Source organism: Rhodoplanes sp. (assembly GCF_013377085.1).
Lineage (GTDB): Bacteria > Pseudomonadota > Alphaproteobacteria > Rhizobiales > Xanthobacteraceae > Rhodoplanes.
The window spans coordinates 53,772-67,404 of the sequence record NZ_JACAAX010000005.1 but is presented as its reverse complement, the minus strand read 5'-3'; the positions used below and the strand labels follow the sequence as shown (position 1 = coordinate 67,404).

The following is a 13,633-nucleotide window of genomic DNA, read 5'->3' as shown; positions in this document are numbered from 1 at the left end:
GAACCGAGGCAGAGACATCCCGGTCGCCGATCGGGGAACCGAGGGCTACGCCGCTTCAACGAGGAGGAATTCGGGCCATGCGCGTTGCAGTCATTACCGGTGGGATGGGGGGCTTGGGCGAGTCGATCAGCGTCAAGATGCACGCTGCCGGATACAAGGTCGCCGTCACCTGTTCGCCCGGAAACAAGCACGTCGACGAGTGGTTGGAAAACCAGAAGAAGGAAGGTCGCGAGTTCAAGGCCTATCATGTCGACGTCGCCGACTACGACTCCTGCCAGGAGTGCATCGGTCGGATCACCAGCGAGATCGGCCCTGTCGACGTGCTGGTCAACAATGCCGGCATCACGCGCGACAGTATGTTCCGCAAGATGACGAAGGAGAGCTGGGACGCCGTCCTGCGGACCAACCTCTACTCGGTCTTCAACATGTCGAAGCACGTGATCGACGGCATGCTGGAGCGCGGCTGGGGCCGGATCATCAACGTCTCCTCGATGAATGGTGCCAAGGGCCAGTTCGGCCAGTCGAACTACTCGGCCGCCAAGGCCGGCATGTACGGCTTCACCAAGTCGCTGGCCCTCGAGGTCGGCCGCAAGGGCGTCACCGTCAACACTGTCTCGCCGGGCTATCTCGGCACCAAGATGGTGCTGTCGGTGCCGAAGGAAGTGATGGACACCAAGATCCTGCCGCTGATCCCGGTCGGACGCCTCGGCTCGCCCGACGAGATCGCCGACATCATCGTGTTCCTGTCGTCCGACAGCGCCGGCTACATCACCGGCGCCGACATTGCCGCCAACGGCGGCCAGTACATGTAGGGCGCCTGCGCGCCCTGCTCCGACCACCAGCCCTGGCGCCTTGCGGCGCCAGGGCTTTTTTGTGTTCGGTGTCGATACGACGAGATCGCGGCCGGGTCGGCGAGACCGCAACCGCGCCGCGCGCCGCCACGGTGTGCCGTCACAGTGCGCGGATCATCCCGATCATCAGGTCGATGATGACGTCGTTGGGGATGCCGTGCCCGCGCGAGGCGCGCCACGAAAAGAAGTCGAGCGCGTGCAGGAGCGCCGCGTCGAGCCGCTGGCGTCGCGCCGCATCGGCTTCGAACGCCTCCGCCAGGACACTGCGCATCCGCGTCCATTCGTCGGCATGGCTGCCGCAGAACGTCCGCAGATCCGGCTCGTCCTCGATGTCGCGCATGATGTTCCACAGCGCCGGGGACTGCTTCTCGAAGAAGGCATACAGCTCGGAGAGCCCGCGCCGTAGCCGCGCCTCCGGATCGGCGATCTCGCACCACCGCGTCGGATCGGGCAGCGGATTCTCGGTCCAGAACCGGTGCGCGCAGGCTTCGTAAAGCGATTCCAGCGTCGGAAAATGCCGATAGACGGTCGGGCGCTCGACCCCCGCCCGCTCGGCAATCGCCAGGATGCTGGTTCTCATCGGGCCCACCGTGCAGTGCAGTTCTACGGCGGCGGACACGATCTTTTGGCGGGTCGCGTCCTGGCGGACCGCGCGCCGTTTGAGCTCGTACTTGCGAGCCATTGCTGTATTCCGAAAAGTACTGTGGAAAGGTTGCCGTTGTGCTCGGCTTTAGAATGGTGCCATCACATTAATGTCTTTTGCTGGAGAAGAAACCCTCTTTAACGATTTGCGGTTTTTCAGCCCGAGGCACGATGCCGCGGTATCCCGGCCCGGTCGGCCGGCGGTCCGGCGGACGGGAGAGGGCTGCTTCCCGGCGCGCGGAATGACGGTGCCGTCCGGCGTTATCCGGTCCTTCAGGCTTCCATGCGACAACCGAAGTCCGACCGTTCCGCCAATCGACCCAGAGTGCCAGCGCAACGGGCGGAACATCTCCGATCCGAGCGAAAGGACCAAGACATGACGAGGAGCGCGCTGATCTTGGCGGGGACTGCCGCAGCGGCGGCGTTCGCCTTTGCGCCGGCTGCGTCCGCGCAAGCGCCGCACGCCCCGGGCGCCTACCATGGCGCCCACCATGGCCGCGCCTATACGCCGGCCCGAGTGCCTTACGGCTATGCGTGGCGTCCCGGCTACGGCTGGTATGTCGCGGTGCGGCCGCGGCTGCCGTCGGCCCGGTCCGGCTTCGTTCCGGTGGGCGGCTTGGTTCCGCCCGGTGCCTATGGGCCGGTCGGCTGGGTCACGCCCTATCAGGACGGCACCATCTACGCCGACGACGCGCGGCGCGTGTATGCCTATCCGACCTATGTCTATCCGGCGGCGACGGCAGCCTACTATGGGACCGGCTGCCTCGGTCTCTCGGGTTGCGCCTGGACCGTGCCGGCCTGGCGCTGAGGACGCCCCGGCGCCCGGCCTCGCAGGCGCTCAGCCCTGCGGGGCGGGGTCGAACTCGGCGGCGCGCAGCCGGCGGGCGATCTCGTCCAGCACGGCATTGACCATGCCGGTCTCGTCACGGTCGACGAAGGCATTGGCCACGTCGACATATTCCGACACGACCACCCGGGCCGGGATGTCGCGCCGCTTGTCGAGCTCCCAGGCCCCGGCGCGCAGCACCGAGCGCAGGATCGCCTCGACCCGCTTGAGCGGCCAGCTCTGCGCCAGCGCCTGGTCGACCAGCGGATCGAGCTTGCGCTGCTCCGCCACCACGCCGTTGACGATGTCGCGGAAGAAGCCCGCCTCGGCCGGCAGATACTGCTCGCCCTCGACCTCGCGGCCGATCCAGTGGCCCTCGAACTCGGCCAGGATCTCGTGCAGCGGCGTGGCCGCGATATCCATCTGGTAGAGGGCCTGGACGGCGGCGAGCCGCGCGGCACCCCGCCGGTTCGCCTTGCGGGGCGGTTTCTCGTCGCGGGTCACCGGTCGCCCCGCGGGCTCTGCAGATGGCGCTTCACCCGGATCAGCGACGTCACGGCGGCGGCCGCGACCCCACCCTTGTCGCCCTCCTCGGGATTGGCGCGGGCCAGCGCCTGGGCATGGGTGTCGGTCGTCACGATGCCGTTGCCGATCGGCACCCGGTGGCGGATCGCGAGATCCATCAGGGCGCGGGCGGATTCGCCGGCGACGATGTCGTAATGGCTGGTCTCGCCGCGGATCACGCAGCCGAGCGCGACGATGCCGTCGAACGGCAGCCGCCGCGCATGCACGGGCGCTTCGAGCGCGATCGCCACCGCCTGGGGTACTTCCAGCGAGCCTGGCACACTGACGATGTCCCATTCGACCTGGGCGGCGTCGAGGACACGGCGGGCGCCCTCCAGGAGCGCGTCCGCGATGGTTCCGTAATAGCGCGCCTCGACGATGAGGATGCGCGCGCCCGGCAAGGGGTCTTCGGCGATACGGGGGGCAGTGCTCGGTCCGGCCATGGGGTTCCTCGGTCGCGCCGTCAGTAGCAAGCCGGCGGGACCGGTCGCAACCCCAATGGCGTCAAGCGGCCTCTGCGAGGCGTGCGGCGTATCGCGCCATCAAGTCGACCTCGAGGTTGGCCTGATCGCCTGCCGCGAGCTCGCCGAGCGTCGTCACCTCCAGGGTGTGCGGAATCAGCAGCACCGAGAAGGTGTCGCCCGCGACCTCGTTGACGGTGAGCGACACGCCGGCGAGCGTCACCGACCCCTTGGTGGCGACGAAGCGTGCCAGCGTCGTCGGCACCCGGAACGTCATCCTGGCCATCTCGCCCAGATCCTCGCGCGACACCAGGTCGGCGAGGCCGTCGACATGGCCGGTAACCAGGTGCCCGCCGAGCTCGTCGCCGATCTTCAGGGCGCGCTCGAGATTGACCCGCGAGCCGACCGTCCAGCGCCCGACCGTGGTGAGCCGCAGCGTCTCGGCCGCGGCGTCGACCGCAAACCAGGTGCGGCCATTGTCGACCCCTGCGGCCACCACCGTCAGGCAGGTGCCGCTGCAGGCGATCGAGGCGCCATCGACGATACCGGTGCGGTCGTAGCCGCAGGCGATGGTGAGGCGGCGCAGGTCGTCGGCGCGCGGCGCGACCGCGACGACGGTTCCGATATCCGTGACGATGCCCGTGAACATGGCCCTGGATTAGGCCGATACGCCCGCGATTGCAACGCACACAGCCGTCACGACCGCCGGCTCGACTCGTGCCACAGCAGCGCCAACCCCGAGGTGACCACCACGACCGAGCCGACCACCAGATGGACGGTCGGCACGTCGCCCCACACCAGAAAGCCGATCGCCATCGCCCACACCAGCGACAGGTAGTAGAACGGCCCGACCGCACCGGCCGGCGCGAGATGCAGCGAGCGGGTCCACCAATACTGGCCCACCGCGTTCGACACACCGTTGAACAGCATCAGGACGCCGTCCCAGACGGTCGGCACGACGAAGCCGAACGGCAGCGCCGCCGTGAAGATGCCGGTCAGCATGACCATCTGCCACATGGTCAGGGTGCCGGCCGACTCGGTCTTGGTCATGCTGCGCACGCCGGCCGTGACGACGCCGTAGAGCACCGCATTGCCGATCGCGAACAGGAAGCCGATCTGGAACGTGTCGGCGCCCGGATGGGTGACGATCAGCACGCCGGCGAAGCCCGCCACCAGGGCGGCCCAGCGGGCGCGGCCGGCCGCCTCGTGGAAGAACAAGGCCGAGAACAGCGTGGCGAACAGCGGCGCCGAGAAGTTCACGGCGATGACGCTGGCGAACGGCAGCAGGCTCAGCGCCACCATGATGCAGGTCTGGGCCGCCGCCTGGGTGAGCGAGCGGGTGCCGTGGTCGCGCAGCCGATTGGTGCGGAACACGGCGAGCCCGGTGCGCGGCAGGATGATGATGGCGACCGTCACCAGCGACACGAAGGCCCGCACCGCCAGGATCTCGCCGATCGGATAGGTGACGAGCTGCCACTTGGACACCGCGCCGCCGACCGAGAACATCACGGTGGCCCCCACCATGAACAGGATGCCGGAAAGGACGGATCGCTTGGGCATAGGCTCCTGGGGGCGGGCCATGGGAGGCGTCGACGGGAGGCGACATACAGCACTCCGCGGCCTGCACCGCAACGTCAACCCCGCGGGCCTTCGCGGCTCCGGCCAGCGGGCGAGCGGTAACGGGCCGACAAGGGATCCAGCTCGGAAAAAAGATGCTGTCATTGCCGAAGTCGATCGGCCGGGCGCGTCTGTGCATCGCGGGAGAAGACTTGCGATGTCCAGCTTCGGCCAATTACAAGCCGTGTCGGTGTTTTCTCGACTATCGTCGGCGCAGTCGAGCGATTATCCAGCCCATCCCCCCTCGGCTGCCCCCACGCCGCCCGGGGCGTATGGTCGTCCGGCCGGGTCATGCGGGACCTCGGCGACGAAGCGGGCCGCCGGATCGGCACGCCAGCAGGAGGACGCGGCATGACCGGGCCGAACCGGCGCGACACAGTCGCGGGGCTCGCGGCGCTCGGCGCCGCCGCGGTGCTCGGTGGCAGCGCGAACGCGGCGATGCGGCTCGCCAGCCTGGTGATCCACGGCATGCCGGCGACGCCCTCGGTCGTGATGGCGCGGCTGATCGACGCCGGCGCGCTCGCGCCATTCGCCGAGACGGCGCGGCTCGCGGTCTGGCGCAGTCCCGACCAGATGCGCACCGGAGTGATCTCGGGCGACATGAAGGTGTTCGGCACACCGACCTATTCGTGCGCCAACATGCGCAACCGCGGCGTCCCGATCCGCCAGATCAACGTCGTCACCTGGGGCCTCCTCTACCTGATGAGCCGCGACCCGATGGTGCAGCGGATCGAGGACATCGCCGGCCGCACCGTCCTGCTCGCCTTCCGCAACGACGCGCCCGACCTGATCTTCCGCCTGGTGCTGCGGCGGCTCGGCCTCGATCCCGACAAGGACGTGAAGCTCTATTACGTCGGCTCCGCCACCGAGGCCGTGCAGCTCTTCCTCGCCGGCCGCGCCGACATCGCCGTGCTCGCCGAGCCGGCGGCGTCGGCGGCCGAGATGCGCGCCGCCCAGACCGGCGTGACGGTCTACCGCGCCGTCGACCTGACCGAGGTGCATGGCCGCCTGACCGGGCAGCCGCCGCGCATCGCCCAGGCAGGCCTCGGCGTGCATGAGGATTTCGTGCAGGCCTATCCCGAGGTCGTCCAGGCGATTCACGACGGCTGCGTCGCCAGTGCCCACTGGGTACTCGACAACCCCGTCGATGCCGGCCGGCTCGGCGCCGCGCTGCTCGATCTCGGCGCCGCCACCATTACCCGGTCGATCCCGTTTTTTCGGCTCGACGTCGTCTCGGCCGCCGACGCGCGGGGCGATCTCGAGCGCTATTTCGGCGACCTCATGGAGATGTCGCCCGACATCCTCGGCGGCAAGCTGCCGGACGACGCCTTCTACTGGGGCCGGGACACATGAGCGGCCGTGGCCGGCCGGGACGCCCGCTCTCCCGCCGCGCGGCGCTGAGCGGAGTTGCGGCCGTCGCAGCGACCGGCTTCGCGCCGGCCCGCACCCGGGCCGCGCCGCGGCGCGACCGGCTGACCATCGCCGGCATGCCGGCGACCCCGACCGTGCTGCTCGCCCGCGTTCTCGAAACCGGCGCGCTCGCTCCCTATGTCGAAGCCCCCCAGTTGCAGGTGTGGCGGACCCTCGACGAGCTGCGCGCCGGCGTGCGTTCGGGTGCGTATGACGTGGTCGGCCTGCCGACCGACGCGGCCGCGGCGCTGTTCAACGGAGGCGCCGCGATCCGCCTGCTCGACGTGGTCGCCTGGGGCCTCCTCTATCTGGTCGGCCGCGACGCGTCGGTTACCCGCATCGAGGATCTGGCCGGCCGGCGCATCACCGTGGCGTTCCGCGGCGAGGCGCCCGACCTGATCGTCCGCCTGGTGCTGCGGCGGCTCGGCCTCGACCCGGACCGCGACGTCAGCCTCGACTATGTGGCGACGCCGGCCGAGACGGCGCGGCGCCTGCTCGAAGGCGAGACCGATCTCGCCGTGGTGCCCGAGCCGCTCGCCACCGCGATCCTGCTGCGCAGCGCCGCCTCCGCCGCACCGGTGCGGCGCATCGCCGACCTCACCGCCGTGTACGGCGCCCTCACCGGGCGGCCGCGCGGCCTTCCCAAGGCCGGGCTCGCCGTGAGCGAGGCCTTGGTCGAGACGAATCCCGCGCTGGTCACCACCCTGCACCGCGCCTCCGTGGCCGCAGCCTCCTGGGTGCGAGCCGAGCCGGCCGCGGCGGCCCGGCTCGGCAGCGAGCCACTGGCGCTGCCGGCCGCCGTGATCGAAGGCTCGCTCCCATTCTTCCGGCTCGACGTGGTCGCGGCCGCGTCGGTGCGCACCAATCTCGAACAGTATTTCGGCGAGCTCGCCGCGGTCGCCCCCGATGTGCTCGGCGGCAGCCTGCCGCCGGCACGCTTCTACTGGGGAGATCCGGCATGACGGCGCAGCGCGGCGCCATCGGCCGACTGCTCGGCGGACTACTCGGCCGGCTGAGGGCCGGCTGGGGCACGGCCGCGAGCTTGCTGCTGCTGATCGTGCTGTGGGAGATCGGCCACGCCGTCTATGGCTCGCTGCTGCTGCCCTCGCCGCGCGAAACGGCCGCGGCGCTGTGGCAGATGACCCGCGACGGCAAGGTGCTGCCCGCCGTGATCGAGACCGGCCGCGACGCGCTGTCGGGCTTTTTGGCCGGCGTCGTGCTGGGTGCGCTGCTCGGCGCCCTCGCCGGTCTCTCCGAGGTGGCGCGTCGGCTGCTCCAGCCGATCGCCACGCTGATGCTCGGCATTCCGGCGATCGCCTGGGTGGTGCTGTCGCTGCTGTGGTTCGGCAACAGCGGGCTCGCGGTCGTGTTCACGGTACTGGTGACCTGCGCCCCGATCGTGTTCGCGAGCGCCGCCGAGGGCGTGCTGAGCCTCGACGGCGCGTTGCGCCGGATGGCGCGCGCCTTCCGGGTGCCGCGCCGCGTGCTGGTTCTCGACGTCTATCTGCCCCACATGCTCTCCTATCTGTTCCCCGCTGTCGCCACCGCGCTGGCACTCGCCTGGAAGGTCGCCGTGATGACCGAGCTGTTGAGCGGCGCCGGCGGCATCGGCGACGGGCTGGCGACGGCGCGGGCCCAGATCGACACCGCCAAGGCGATGGCCTGGATCCTCCTCGTCGTCGCCCTGCTGCTCGCGATCGACCACCTGCTGCTCGATCCGTTGCGCCGACGCATGCTGATCTGGCGGCGGGAGATTCCTGGTGCCGCGCTGCCGACGGCACGGCGCGGCGGCGGCGTCGACGCATGACGGCCGCCGCCATGGACGCGACATCGCACGATGCGCTCGTCGTCGAGGCCGTCTCCCATGCCTACGGCGCCGAGCCCGTGCTCGATGGCGTCTCCTTCGTGTTGCCGGCCGGCCGGATCGGCGGCCTGATCGGGCCGTCCGGCTGCGGCAAGAGCACGCTGCTCGCCTTGCTGGGCGGGCTCGTGCAGCCGGAGCGAGGCCGCATCGCGCATCCGTTCCGTCGACCCGCCTATGCGTTCCAGGATCCCTGCCTGCTGCCCTGGCGAACGGCCCGCGACAACATCGCCTTCGGACTGACCGCGCTGCCGCTGAGCCGCGCCGAGCGCATCGCCCGGGCCGAGCGCCTGCTCGCCGTCGTCGGTCTCTCGCCCGAGGACGGCGAAAAATACCCGCACGCGCTGTCCGGCGGCATGCGCCAGCGCGTGGCGCTCGCCCGTGCGCTCGCCGTCGAGCCCGACCTGCTGCTGCTCGACGAGCCGTTCGGCGCACTCGATGTCGGGCTGAGCCGTCACCTGCAGGCGCTGGTCCGGCGGCTGATCGATGCGCGCCGCCTCACCACCGTGCTGGTGACGCACGACCTCGCCGAAGTGGTGCGGATGGCCGACCGCATCATCGTGCTGTCGCCACGGCCGGCCCGCGTCGCCGCCCGGCACGACATTGCCCTGCCCTTCAGCGTGCGTGACGACGGCTTCGTCCAGGCCGAGGTCGCGCGCCTGCTCGCCGATCCGGCGATCGCCCGCGCGCTCGCCTACGACGACGCGATGCCGCGCGAGAGGTGACGCGAGGAGCCGATCCGGTTTCGCTTTACGCTTGCCCGACGCCGCTCCCACAGATCTCGCGCAGCCGGTTCACAAAATCCGCCTGCACGGCGGTCGGCAGCCAATCGGCCCGGGTGGTCAGGCCGACGATACGGGGCGGGTGCGGGATGGCGAGGTCGAGCACGGCGAGGCGGTCGGGACGATCGTCGGCCACCACGGTGGCGTGCGGCAGCAGGCTGATGCGGTCGCTCGCCGCCAGCGCCGACACGGTGGCGCCGAGCGAATCCGCCTCGATCTGGACGCGCTGCGTCAGACCCCAGTCGGCCATGATGCGATCCGTGACGGCCCGGCGCGGCAGGCTTCTGGTCGGCACCACCCAGTCGACACCGCGCAGATCGGCGGGCGTTAGATGTCGACGCGCCGCCAGTGGATGGTCGCGCCGGCAGGCGATGCGGTAGGGGTCGGGAAACAGCCCCTCCTCGCGCAGATCGTCGAAGGGCGGCGGCGCCCGCAGCGCGCCGAAGATCAGGTCGAGGCCGCCGCTGCGCAACGCGTCGGCGAGCGCCGCATAGGCGGCCTCGCGGATCGTCAGCCTCGCGCCGGGATGCCGGCGCAGCATCGCCTCGGCCGCGAGTGCGACCATGCGGGTCGGCGCCAGCGCCAGCACGCCGACCGTGATGGTCGCCGCAGCAGAGCCACGCCGGAGGCTGAGCTCCTCCAGGCCGGCGCGGATCTCGGCCGCGGCCAGCGCGAAACGGCGGGCGAGCTCGGTGCCGGCCGGCGACAGGCCGACGCCGTCGCGCGTGCGCCGATAGAGCGACACCGCGACGAGCCGCTCGAGGTCGCGGGCGGCACGGTGCAGGGTCGGCTCGGCGACGTCGAGCGCGGCGGCGGCGCGGCGGAAGGTCTGCGCCGTCCAGATCGCGTCGAGGCTGCGCAGATGGCCGTCGCCGAGCGCCCGGACCACGCGGACGACCGTGTCGGCCTCCGGATCGCGCCCCGTGGCGTTCGCCACTGCCGCGGCGAGCTGCGCGAAGAGGCGCTCGACCCGCCGCCCCAGCACCCGCCCCTCCTCGGTGAGCACGCTGCCGTCCCCGCGGCGCTCGACCAGCGCGACGTCGAGATCCCGTTCGAGCCCCTGCACGGCGCGGCTGACGGCCGGCTGGGTGAGTCGCAACGCCCGCGCTGCCCCGGTCATGCCGCCCGCGACGGCGACATGGCGGAACGCCCGCAGGCGGCCGAGACGAGGACCCAAGGCTCCCTCCAGAAGCGTGGAACTAGTACTTCACTTAGCAGAATAGCATGGTACCCGTCAGCGTTGTAATGGGCTCCGCTGCAGAGAAAAGTGCTGAATGGGCGGCAATGTGGAGGCCCTTCATGCACGACATCATCGACATCCATACGCATGTGATTTCGCCCGACACGGTCCGCTATCCCTTGGCGCCGCTGGGCGGCAAGCAGTCCGACTGGTCGCATGCGCGGCCGACCCCGGCCGAGGCCCTGATCGCCGCCATGAACGAAGCCGGGGTGGCGAAGGCAGCCGTCGTGCAGGCGTCGACCGCCTACGGTTTCGACAATTCCTATCTGGCCTGGTCGGTCGCGGCGTTTCCGGACCGCTTCACCGGCGTCTTCTCGATGGACCTGTTCGCAGCGGACGCCGACCGCATCTTCGACAGGTGGGTGGCGGCGGGTCTCACCGGGATGCGGCTGTTCACCACCGGCACCACCCAGCCCGGCCAGGCCGGCTGGCTGGCCGATCCGCGCACCTTCCCGGTGTGGGAGCGGGCCGAGGCGGCCAACGTGCCGGTGTGCATCCAGATGCGCCCGGAGGGCGTCGACGCACTGCTGATCCTGCTCGACCGATTCCGAAAGGTCCCGGTGGTGCTCGATCATCTCGCCCGGGTGGATCTCACGGACGGCGCGCCCTACCGCAATGCCGCCTGGCTGTTCGCCCTCGCCGAGCATCCGAACGTGATGCTGAAGCTGACCAGCCGTACGGTGCGCGAGGCCTCGGCCGGCGCGTCGCGGCCGGACGACTTCTTCCCGCGTCTCGTCGCCGCCTTCGGAGCGGACCGCATCGCCTGGGGCTCCAACTTCCCGGCCGAGGCCGGGCCGATGAGCCGCATCCTCGACGAGGCCCGCAGGAGCCTCGCCTGCCTGAGCGAGACCGACCGCGCCGCGATCTTCGCCGGCACGGCGCGCCGCCTCTATCCGGCCCTCGCCGAGCCCGCGGGCGCCGCACCGGCAAGGCACGCAGCGATCCTGCCCTGACGGCGCTATGCTGAGACGAGACGGAGGAACGACCATGACGCGCGGGATCGAGCGGAACGGCGCATCGGCGCAGCCGGACCGGCGCAGCCTGCTGCTGGGCGGCGTCGCCGGAGCCCTGCTGGCGTCGGCCGGCGGCACGCCGGCACGCGCCCAGGCCTATCCGAGCCGGCCGGTGCGCATCATCGTGCCCTACGGGGCCGGCGGCATCGCCGACGTCACCATGCGGATGGTGGCGCAAAAGCTCTCCGAAAAGCTCGGCCAGCAGTTCATCATCGACAATCGGCCGGGCGCCGCCGGCGTGGTCGGCATCAACGCCGTGGTGACGTCGGCGGCGGACGGCTACACGCTCGCCATGATCGGCGGCGGCCTCACGGCCGCGAAGTCGCTGTTCAAGTCGCTGCCCTACGACCTCGAGCGCGACCTGGTTCCGATCTCCACCACGGCCTCCTACGGGCTCGTCGTCGCGACCAAGGCAGGCAGCCCGCTGAAATCGGTGCGCGACATCATCGCCGCCGCCAAGGCCGAGCCCGGCAAGCTCAACTTCGGCAGCATCAATCCGGGCAGCAACCAGCATCTGTCCGGCGAGCTGTTCAAGTCGATGGCCGGCATCACCGTCACGGCGATCCCGTTCAAGACGACGCCACAGCTCGTCACCGCCATGATCCAGGGCGATGTCGACGTGCTGTTCGAGTACCAGGCCGCCCTGCAGGGGGCGCTCGCGGACCGCCAGATCGTCGCAGTGTCGACGACGGCGAGCGAGCGCGCCGCCGCCCTGCCGGAGGTGCCGACCGTCGCCGAGAGCGGCCTTCCCGACTACGAGGTGACGAGCTGGAACGGGCTCGCGGCTCCGGCCGCGACGCCGCCCGAGGTGGTCGCCGTGCTCAATCGCGCCGTGATCGAGGTGCTGGCCCTGCCCGACATCCAGGCGTCCGCCACCAAGTTCGGCATGACGGCGCGCGGCTGCTCGGTCGAGGAATTCCGCGCCCGCATCGCCCGGGAGGTGGTCAAATGGGCCAAGGTGGCCGCCGACGCCGGCATCGAGAAGAAATGACCGGCTTGCCGCACGAGGTCGCCTGATGCTCCTCAATGCGGCCCGCGTGGTATCGGCGCTCGCCCGCGACCGATCGGAGGAATCCGAAGCCCGGCGCTTGGCATTCCCGCCGCCGCCGTCGTAGTCGTAGTCGTAGGGGGCTGTCGGATGCATGGCGCCCGACGGCTGGGTCCCACGGCGAGGCGGCACGACGGCGATGGTCAATGAGCGCGGACACCTCACGATGCTCGGCATCTGCACCACTATCCTGGTGCTGATCGCGCTCTATTACGCCAGCGTGGTGCTGGCCCCGGTGGTCTTCACGGTGTTCATCATCGCGCTGGTGTGGCCCCTTCAAACGGTGCTGCAGGCGCGCCTGCCGAAGCTTCTCGCCGTGGTCGTCACGGTCGTCCTCGTCGCCGTGGTGATCGGCGTCCTGGCGACCCTGATCGGCTGGGGATTCGGACGCGCCGCACGCTGGCTGATCGCCGATACGGCGCGGTTCCAGGCCATGTATCTGCAGGCGGTCACCTGGCTGGAGGGCCACGGCTTCGCCGTGACGGGCGTGTTCGGGGATCTCTTCAGCGTGAGCTGGCTGGTCGGCGCGGTGCAGCGGGTCGGATCGCGGCTGCAGAGCATCATGAGCTTCACAATCGTCACGCTCGTGTTCACGATCCTGGGCCTGCTGGAGGTCGAGCTGGCCGCCGCCAAGCTGCGCGCCCTGCACAACCACACGATCGGGACCGGCCTGCTGCGCGCCGGCGCCGCGACCGCGACAAAGCTGCAGAGATACATGCTGGTGCGCACCGCCATGAGCGTCGTCACCGGCGCCCTGGTCACCGGCTTCGCGCTGGCGGTCGGGCTGCCGCTCGCCGTCGAGTGGGGCGTCATCGCCTTCGCGCTGAACTACATCCCGTTCATCGGCCCGTTCGTCGCCACGCTCGCCCCGACCCTGTTCGCCTTCGCCCATTTCGAATCGTGGGAGACGGCGATCCTGGTGTTCGCCTGCCTGAACCTGATCCAGTTCGTGGTGGGGAGCTACATGGAGCCGCGGATCGCCGGCAGCGCCCTGTCGCTGTCGCCCTTCGCGGTGCTGTTCGCCGTCTTCCTGTGGAGCTTTCTGTGGGGGATCGCCGGCGCCTTCATCGGCGTGCCGATCGTGATCGCGATCCTGACCATCTGCGAGCAATTCCGCGGCAGCCGCTGGGTCGCCCAGCTCCTCGGCGGCAGCATGCCCGAAAAGACCTGAGCGGCCGCCCGGTTCTCCCGATCGACGCCATAGGAAATCCGGCTGATCGGTTCACTGTCATTCCGGGGCGCACCGAAGGTGCGAACCCGGAATCCAGCAACGGATGCCGAGGACGTGGCTGGATTCCGGGCCCGGCGCTCCGCGCCG

The 13,633-nt window shown here is 70.4% G+C and carries 15 protein-coding genes; 9 read left to right on the top strand and 6 right to left on the bottom strand.

What is annotated here, in order from left to right:
- The first annotated feature begins 77 nt into the window (after window positions 1-77).
- A complete protein-coding gene (phbB, locus tag HXX10_RS05905) occupies window positions 78-812 on the top strand; it encodes an acetoacetyl-CoA reductase (RefSeq protein WP_296520652.1) in 735 nt (244 codons plus the stop codon).
- A 139-nt stretch (window positions 813-951) separates the two neighbouring features.
- Here phbB and HXX10_RS05900 read toward each other — a convergent pair whose 3' ends face one another.
- On the bottom strand, window positions 952-1,533 hold the full coding sequence (locus HXX10_RS05900) for a TetR/AcrR family transcriptional regulator (protein WP_296520649.1): 582 nt from the start codon (window positions 1,531-1,533) through the stop codon (window positions 952-954).
- Between the two features lie 336 nt (window positions 1,534-1,869).
- On the opposite strand from HXX10_RS05900, the gene HXX10_RS05895 reads away from it, so the two are divergent.
- On the top strand, window positions 1,870-2,301 hold the full coding sequence (locus tag HXX10_RS05895) for a hypothetical protein (protein ID WP_296520648.1): 432 nt from the start codon (window positions 1,870-1,872) through the stop codon (window positions 2,299-2,301).
- 30 nt (window positions 2,302-2,331) lie between these two features.
- On the opposite strand, the gene nusB is transcribed toward HXX10_RS05895, so the two are convergent.
- The 4 genes from nusB to HXX10_RS05875 all read right to left on the bottom strand — a co-directional run bounded on the left by nusB (window position 2,332) and on the right by HXX10_RS05875 (window position 4,904).
- Window positions 2,332-2,823 carry a transcription antitermination factor NusB gene (nusB, locus tag HXX10_RS05890; protein ID WP_296520646.1) on the bottom strand — a complete coding sequence of 164 codons (492 nt, stop codon included), beginning with the start codon at window positions 2,821-2,823 and terminating at the stop codon, window positions 2,332-2,334.
- Entirely contained in the window at window positions 2,820-3,326 is a 507-nt protein-coding gene (gene ribH / locus HXX10_RS05885; protein ID WP_296520645.1) for a 6,7-dimethyl-8-ribityllumazine synthase, read from the bottom strand. Before ribH ends, nusB begins: the two co-directional genes overlap by 4 nt.
- Before the next feature lie 61 nt (window positions 3,327-3,387).
- Window positions 3,388-3,993, bottom strand: a complete 606-nt coding sequence (locus tag HXX10_RS05880) for a riboflavin synthase (RefSeq protein ID WP_296520644.1) — start codon at window positions 3,991-3,993, stop codon at window positions 3,388-3,390.
- Between the two features lie 47 nt (window positions 3,994-4,040).
- Entirely contained in the window at window positions 4,041-4,904 is an 864-nt protein-coding gene (locus tag HXX10_RS05875) for a DMT family transporter (protein ID WP_296520642.1), read from the bottom strand.
- A gap of 408 nt (window positions 4,905-5,312) precedes the next feature.
- Here HXX10_RS05875 and HXX10_RS05870 point away from each other — a divergent pair, with 408 nt between their 5' ends.
- The 4 genes from HXX10_RS05870 to HXX10_RS05855 are packed head-to-tail and all read left to right on the top strand — an operon-like array spanning window position 5,313 to window position 8,957.
- Window positions 5,313-6,314, top strand: coding sequence for an ABC transporter substrate-binding protein (locus HXX10_RS05870; protein ID WP_296520640.1), 1,002 nt, complete (start codon window positions 5,313-5,315; stop codon window positions 6,312-6,314).
- On the top strand, window positions 6,311-7,333 hold the full coding sequence (locus tag HXX10_RS05865) for an ABC transporter substrate-binding protein (protein WP_296520638.1): 1,023 nt from the start codon (window positions 6,311-6,313) through the stop codon (window positions 7,331-7,333). Before HXX10_RS05870 ends, HXX10_RS05865 begins: the two co-directional genes overlap by 4 nt.
- Entirely contained in the window at window positions 7,330-8,178 is an 849-nt protein-coding gene (locus HXX10_RS05860) for an ABC transporter permease (RefSeq protein WP_296520636.1), read from the top strand. Before HXX10_RS05865 ends, HXX10_RS05860 begins: the two co-directional genes overlap by 4 nt.
- Window positions 8,175-8,957: an ABC transporter ATP-binding protein gene (locus HXX10_RS05855; protein WP_296520634.1), complete on the top strand. Its 783-nt coding sequence runs from the start codon at window positions 8,175-8,177 to the stop codon at window positions 8,955-8,957. Before HXX10_RS05860 ends, HXX10_RS05855 begins: the two co-directional genes overlap by 4 nt.
- A 25-nt stretch (window positions 8,958-8,982) precedes the next feature.
- Here HXX10_RS05855 and HXX10_RS05850 read toward each other — a convergent pair whose 3' ends face one another.
- Window positions 8,983-10,191 carry a LysR family transcriptional regulator gene (locus tag HXX10_RS05850; protein ID WP_296520631.1) on the bottom strand — a complete coding sequence of 403 codons (1,209 nt, stop codon included), beginning with the start codon at window positions 10,189-10,191 and terminating at the stop codon, window positions 8,983-8,985.
- Between the two features lie 122 nt (window positions 10,192-10,313).
- Between HXX10_RS05850 and HXX10_RS05845 the strand changes: the two genes are divergently transcribed.
- The 3 genes from HXX10_RS05845 (at window position 10,314) to HXX10_RS05835 (ending at window position 13,486) form a co-directional block, all read left to right on the top strand.
- Complete coding sequence (locus HXX10_RS05845; RefSeq protein WP_296520629.1) at window positions 10,314-11,207, top strand: amidohydrolase; 894 nt, start codon at window positions 10,314-10,316, stop codon at window positions 11,205-11,207.
- A 34-nt stretch (window positions 11,208-11,241) separates the two neighbouring features.
- On the top strand, window positions 11,242-12,258 hold the full coding sequence (locus HXX10_RS05840; RefSeq protein ID WP_296520627.1) for a tripartite tricarboxylate transporter substrate binding protein: 1,017 nt from the start codon (window positions 11,242-11,244) through the stop codon (window positions 12,256-12,258).
- A 223-nt stretch (window positions 12,259-12,481) separates the two neighbouring features.
- Window positions 12,482-13,486 carry an AI-2E family transporter gene (locus HXX10_RS05835; protein WP_296520625.1) on the top strand — a complete coding sequence of 335 codons (1,005 nt, stop codon included), beginning with the start codon at window positions 12,482-12,484 and terminating at the stop codon, window positions 13,484-13,486.
- Window positions 13,487-13,633: the final 147 nt, after the last annotated feature.

Excerpts from the sequence above, each read along its gene's own strand:
- phbB (WP_296520652.1), top strand. The coding sequence starts at position 78 with ATGCGCGTTGCAGTCATTACCGGTGGGATGGGGGGCTTGGGCGAGTCG.
- HXX10_RS05900 (WP_296520649.1), bottom strand. The coding sequence starts at position 1,533 with ATGGCTCGCAAGTACGAGCTCAAACGGCGCGCGGTCCGCCAGGACGCG.
- HXX10_RS05895 (WP_296520648.1), top strand. The coding sequence starts at position 1,870 with ATGACGAGGAGCGCGCTGATCTTGGCGGGGACTGCCGCAGCGGCGGCG.
- ribH (WP_296520645.1), bottom strand. The coding sequence starts at position 3,326 with ATGGCCGGACCGAGCACTGCCCCCCGTATCGCCGAAGACCCCTTGCCG.
- HXX10_RS05880 (WP_296520644.1), bottom strand. The coding sequence starts at position 3,993 with ATGTTCACGGGCATCGTCACGGATATCGGAACCGTCGTCGCGGTCGCG.
- HXX10_RS05875 (WP_296520642.1), bottom strand. The coding sequence starts at position 4,904 with ATGCCCAAGCGATCCGTCCTTTCCGGCATCCTGTTCATGGTGGGGGCC.
- HXX10_RS05870 (WP_296520640.1), top strand. The coding sequence starts at position 5,313 with ATGACCGGGCCGAACCGGCGCGACACAGTCGCGGGGCTCGCGGCGCTC.
- HXX10_RS05865 (WP_296520638.1), top strand. The coding sequence starts at position 6,311 with ATGAGCGGCCGTGGCCGGCCGGGACGCCCGCTCTCCCGCCGCGCGGCG.
- HXX10_RS05860 (WP_296520636.1), top strand. The coding sequence starts at position 7,330 with ATGACGGCGCAGCGCGGCGCCATCGGCCGACTGCTCGGCGGACTACTC.
- HXX10_RS05855 (WP_296520634.1), top strand. The coding sequence starts at position 8,175 with ATGACGGCCGCCGCCATGGACGCGACATCGCACGATGCGCTCGTCGTC.
- HXX10_RS05845 (WP_296520629.1), top strand. The coding sequence starts at position 10,314 with ATGCACGACATCATCGACATCCATACGCATGTGATTTCGCCCGACACG.
- HXX10_RS05840 (WP_296520627.1), top strand. The coding sequence starts at position 11,242 with ATGACGCGCGGGATCGAGCGGAACGGCGCATCGGCGCAGCCGGACCGG.
- HXX10_RS05835 (WP_296520625.1), top strand. The coding sequence starts at position 12,482 with ATGCTCGGCATCTGCACCACTATCCTGGTGCTGATCGCGCTCTATTAC.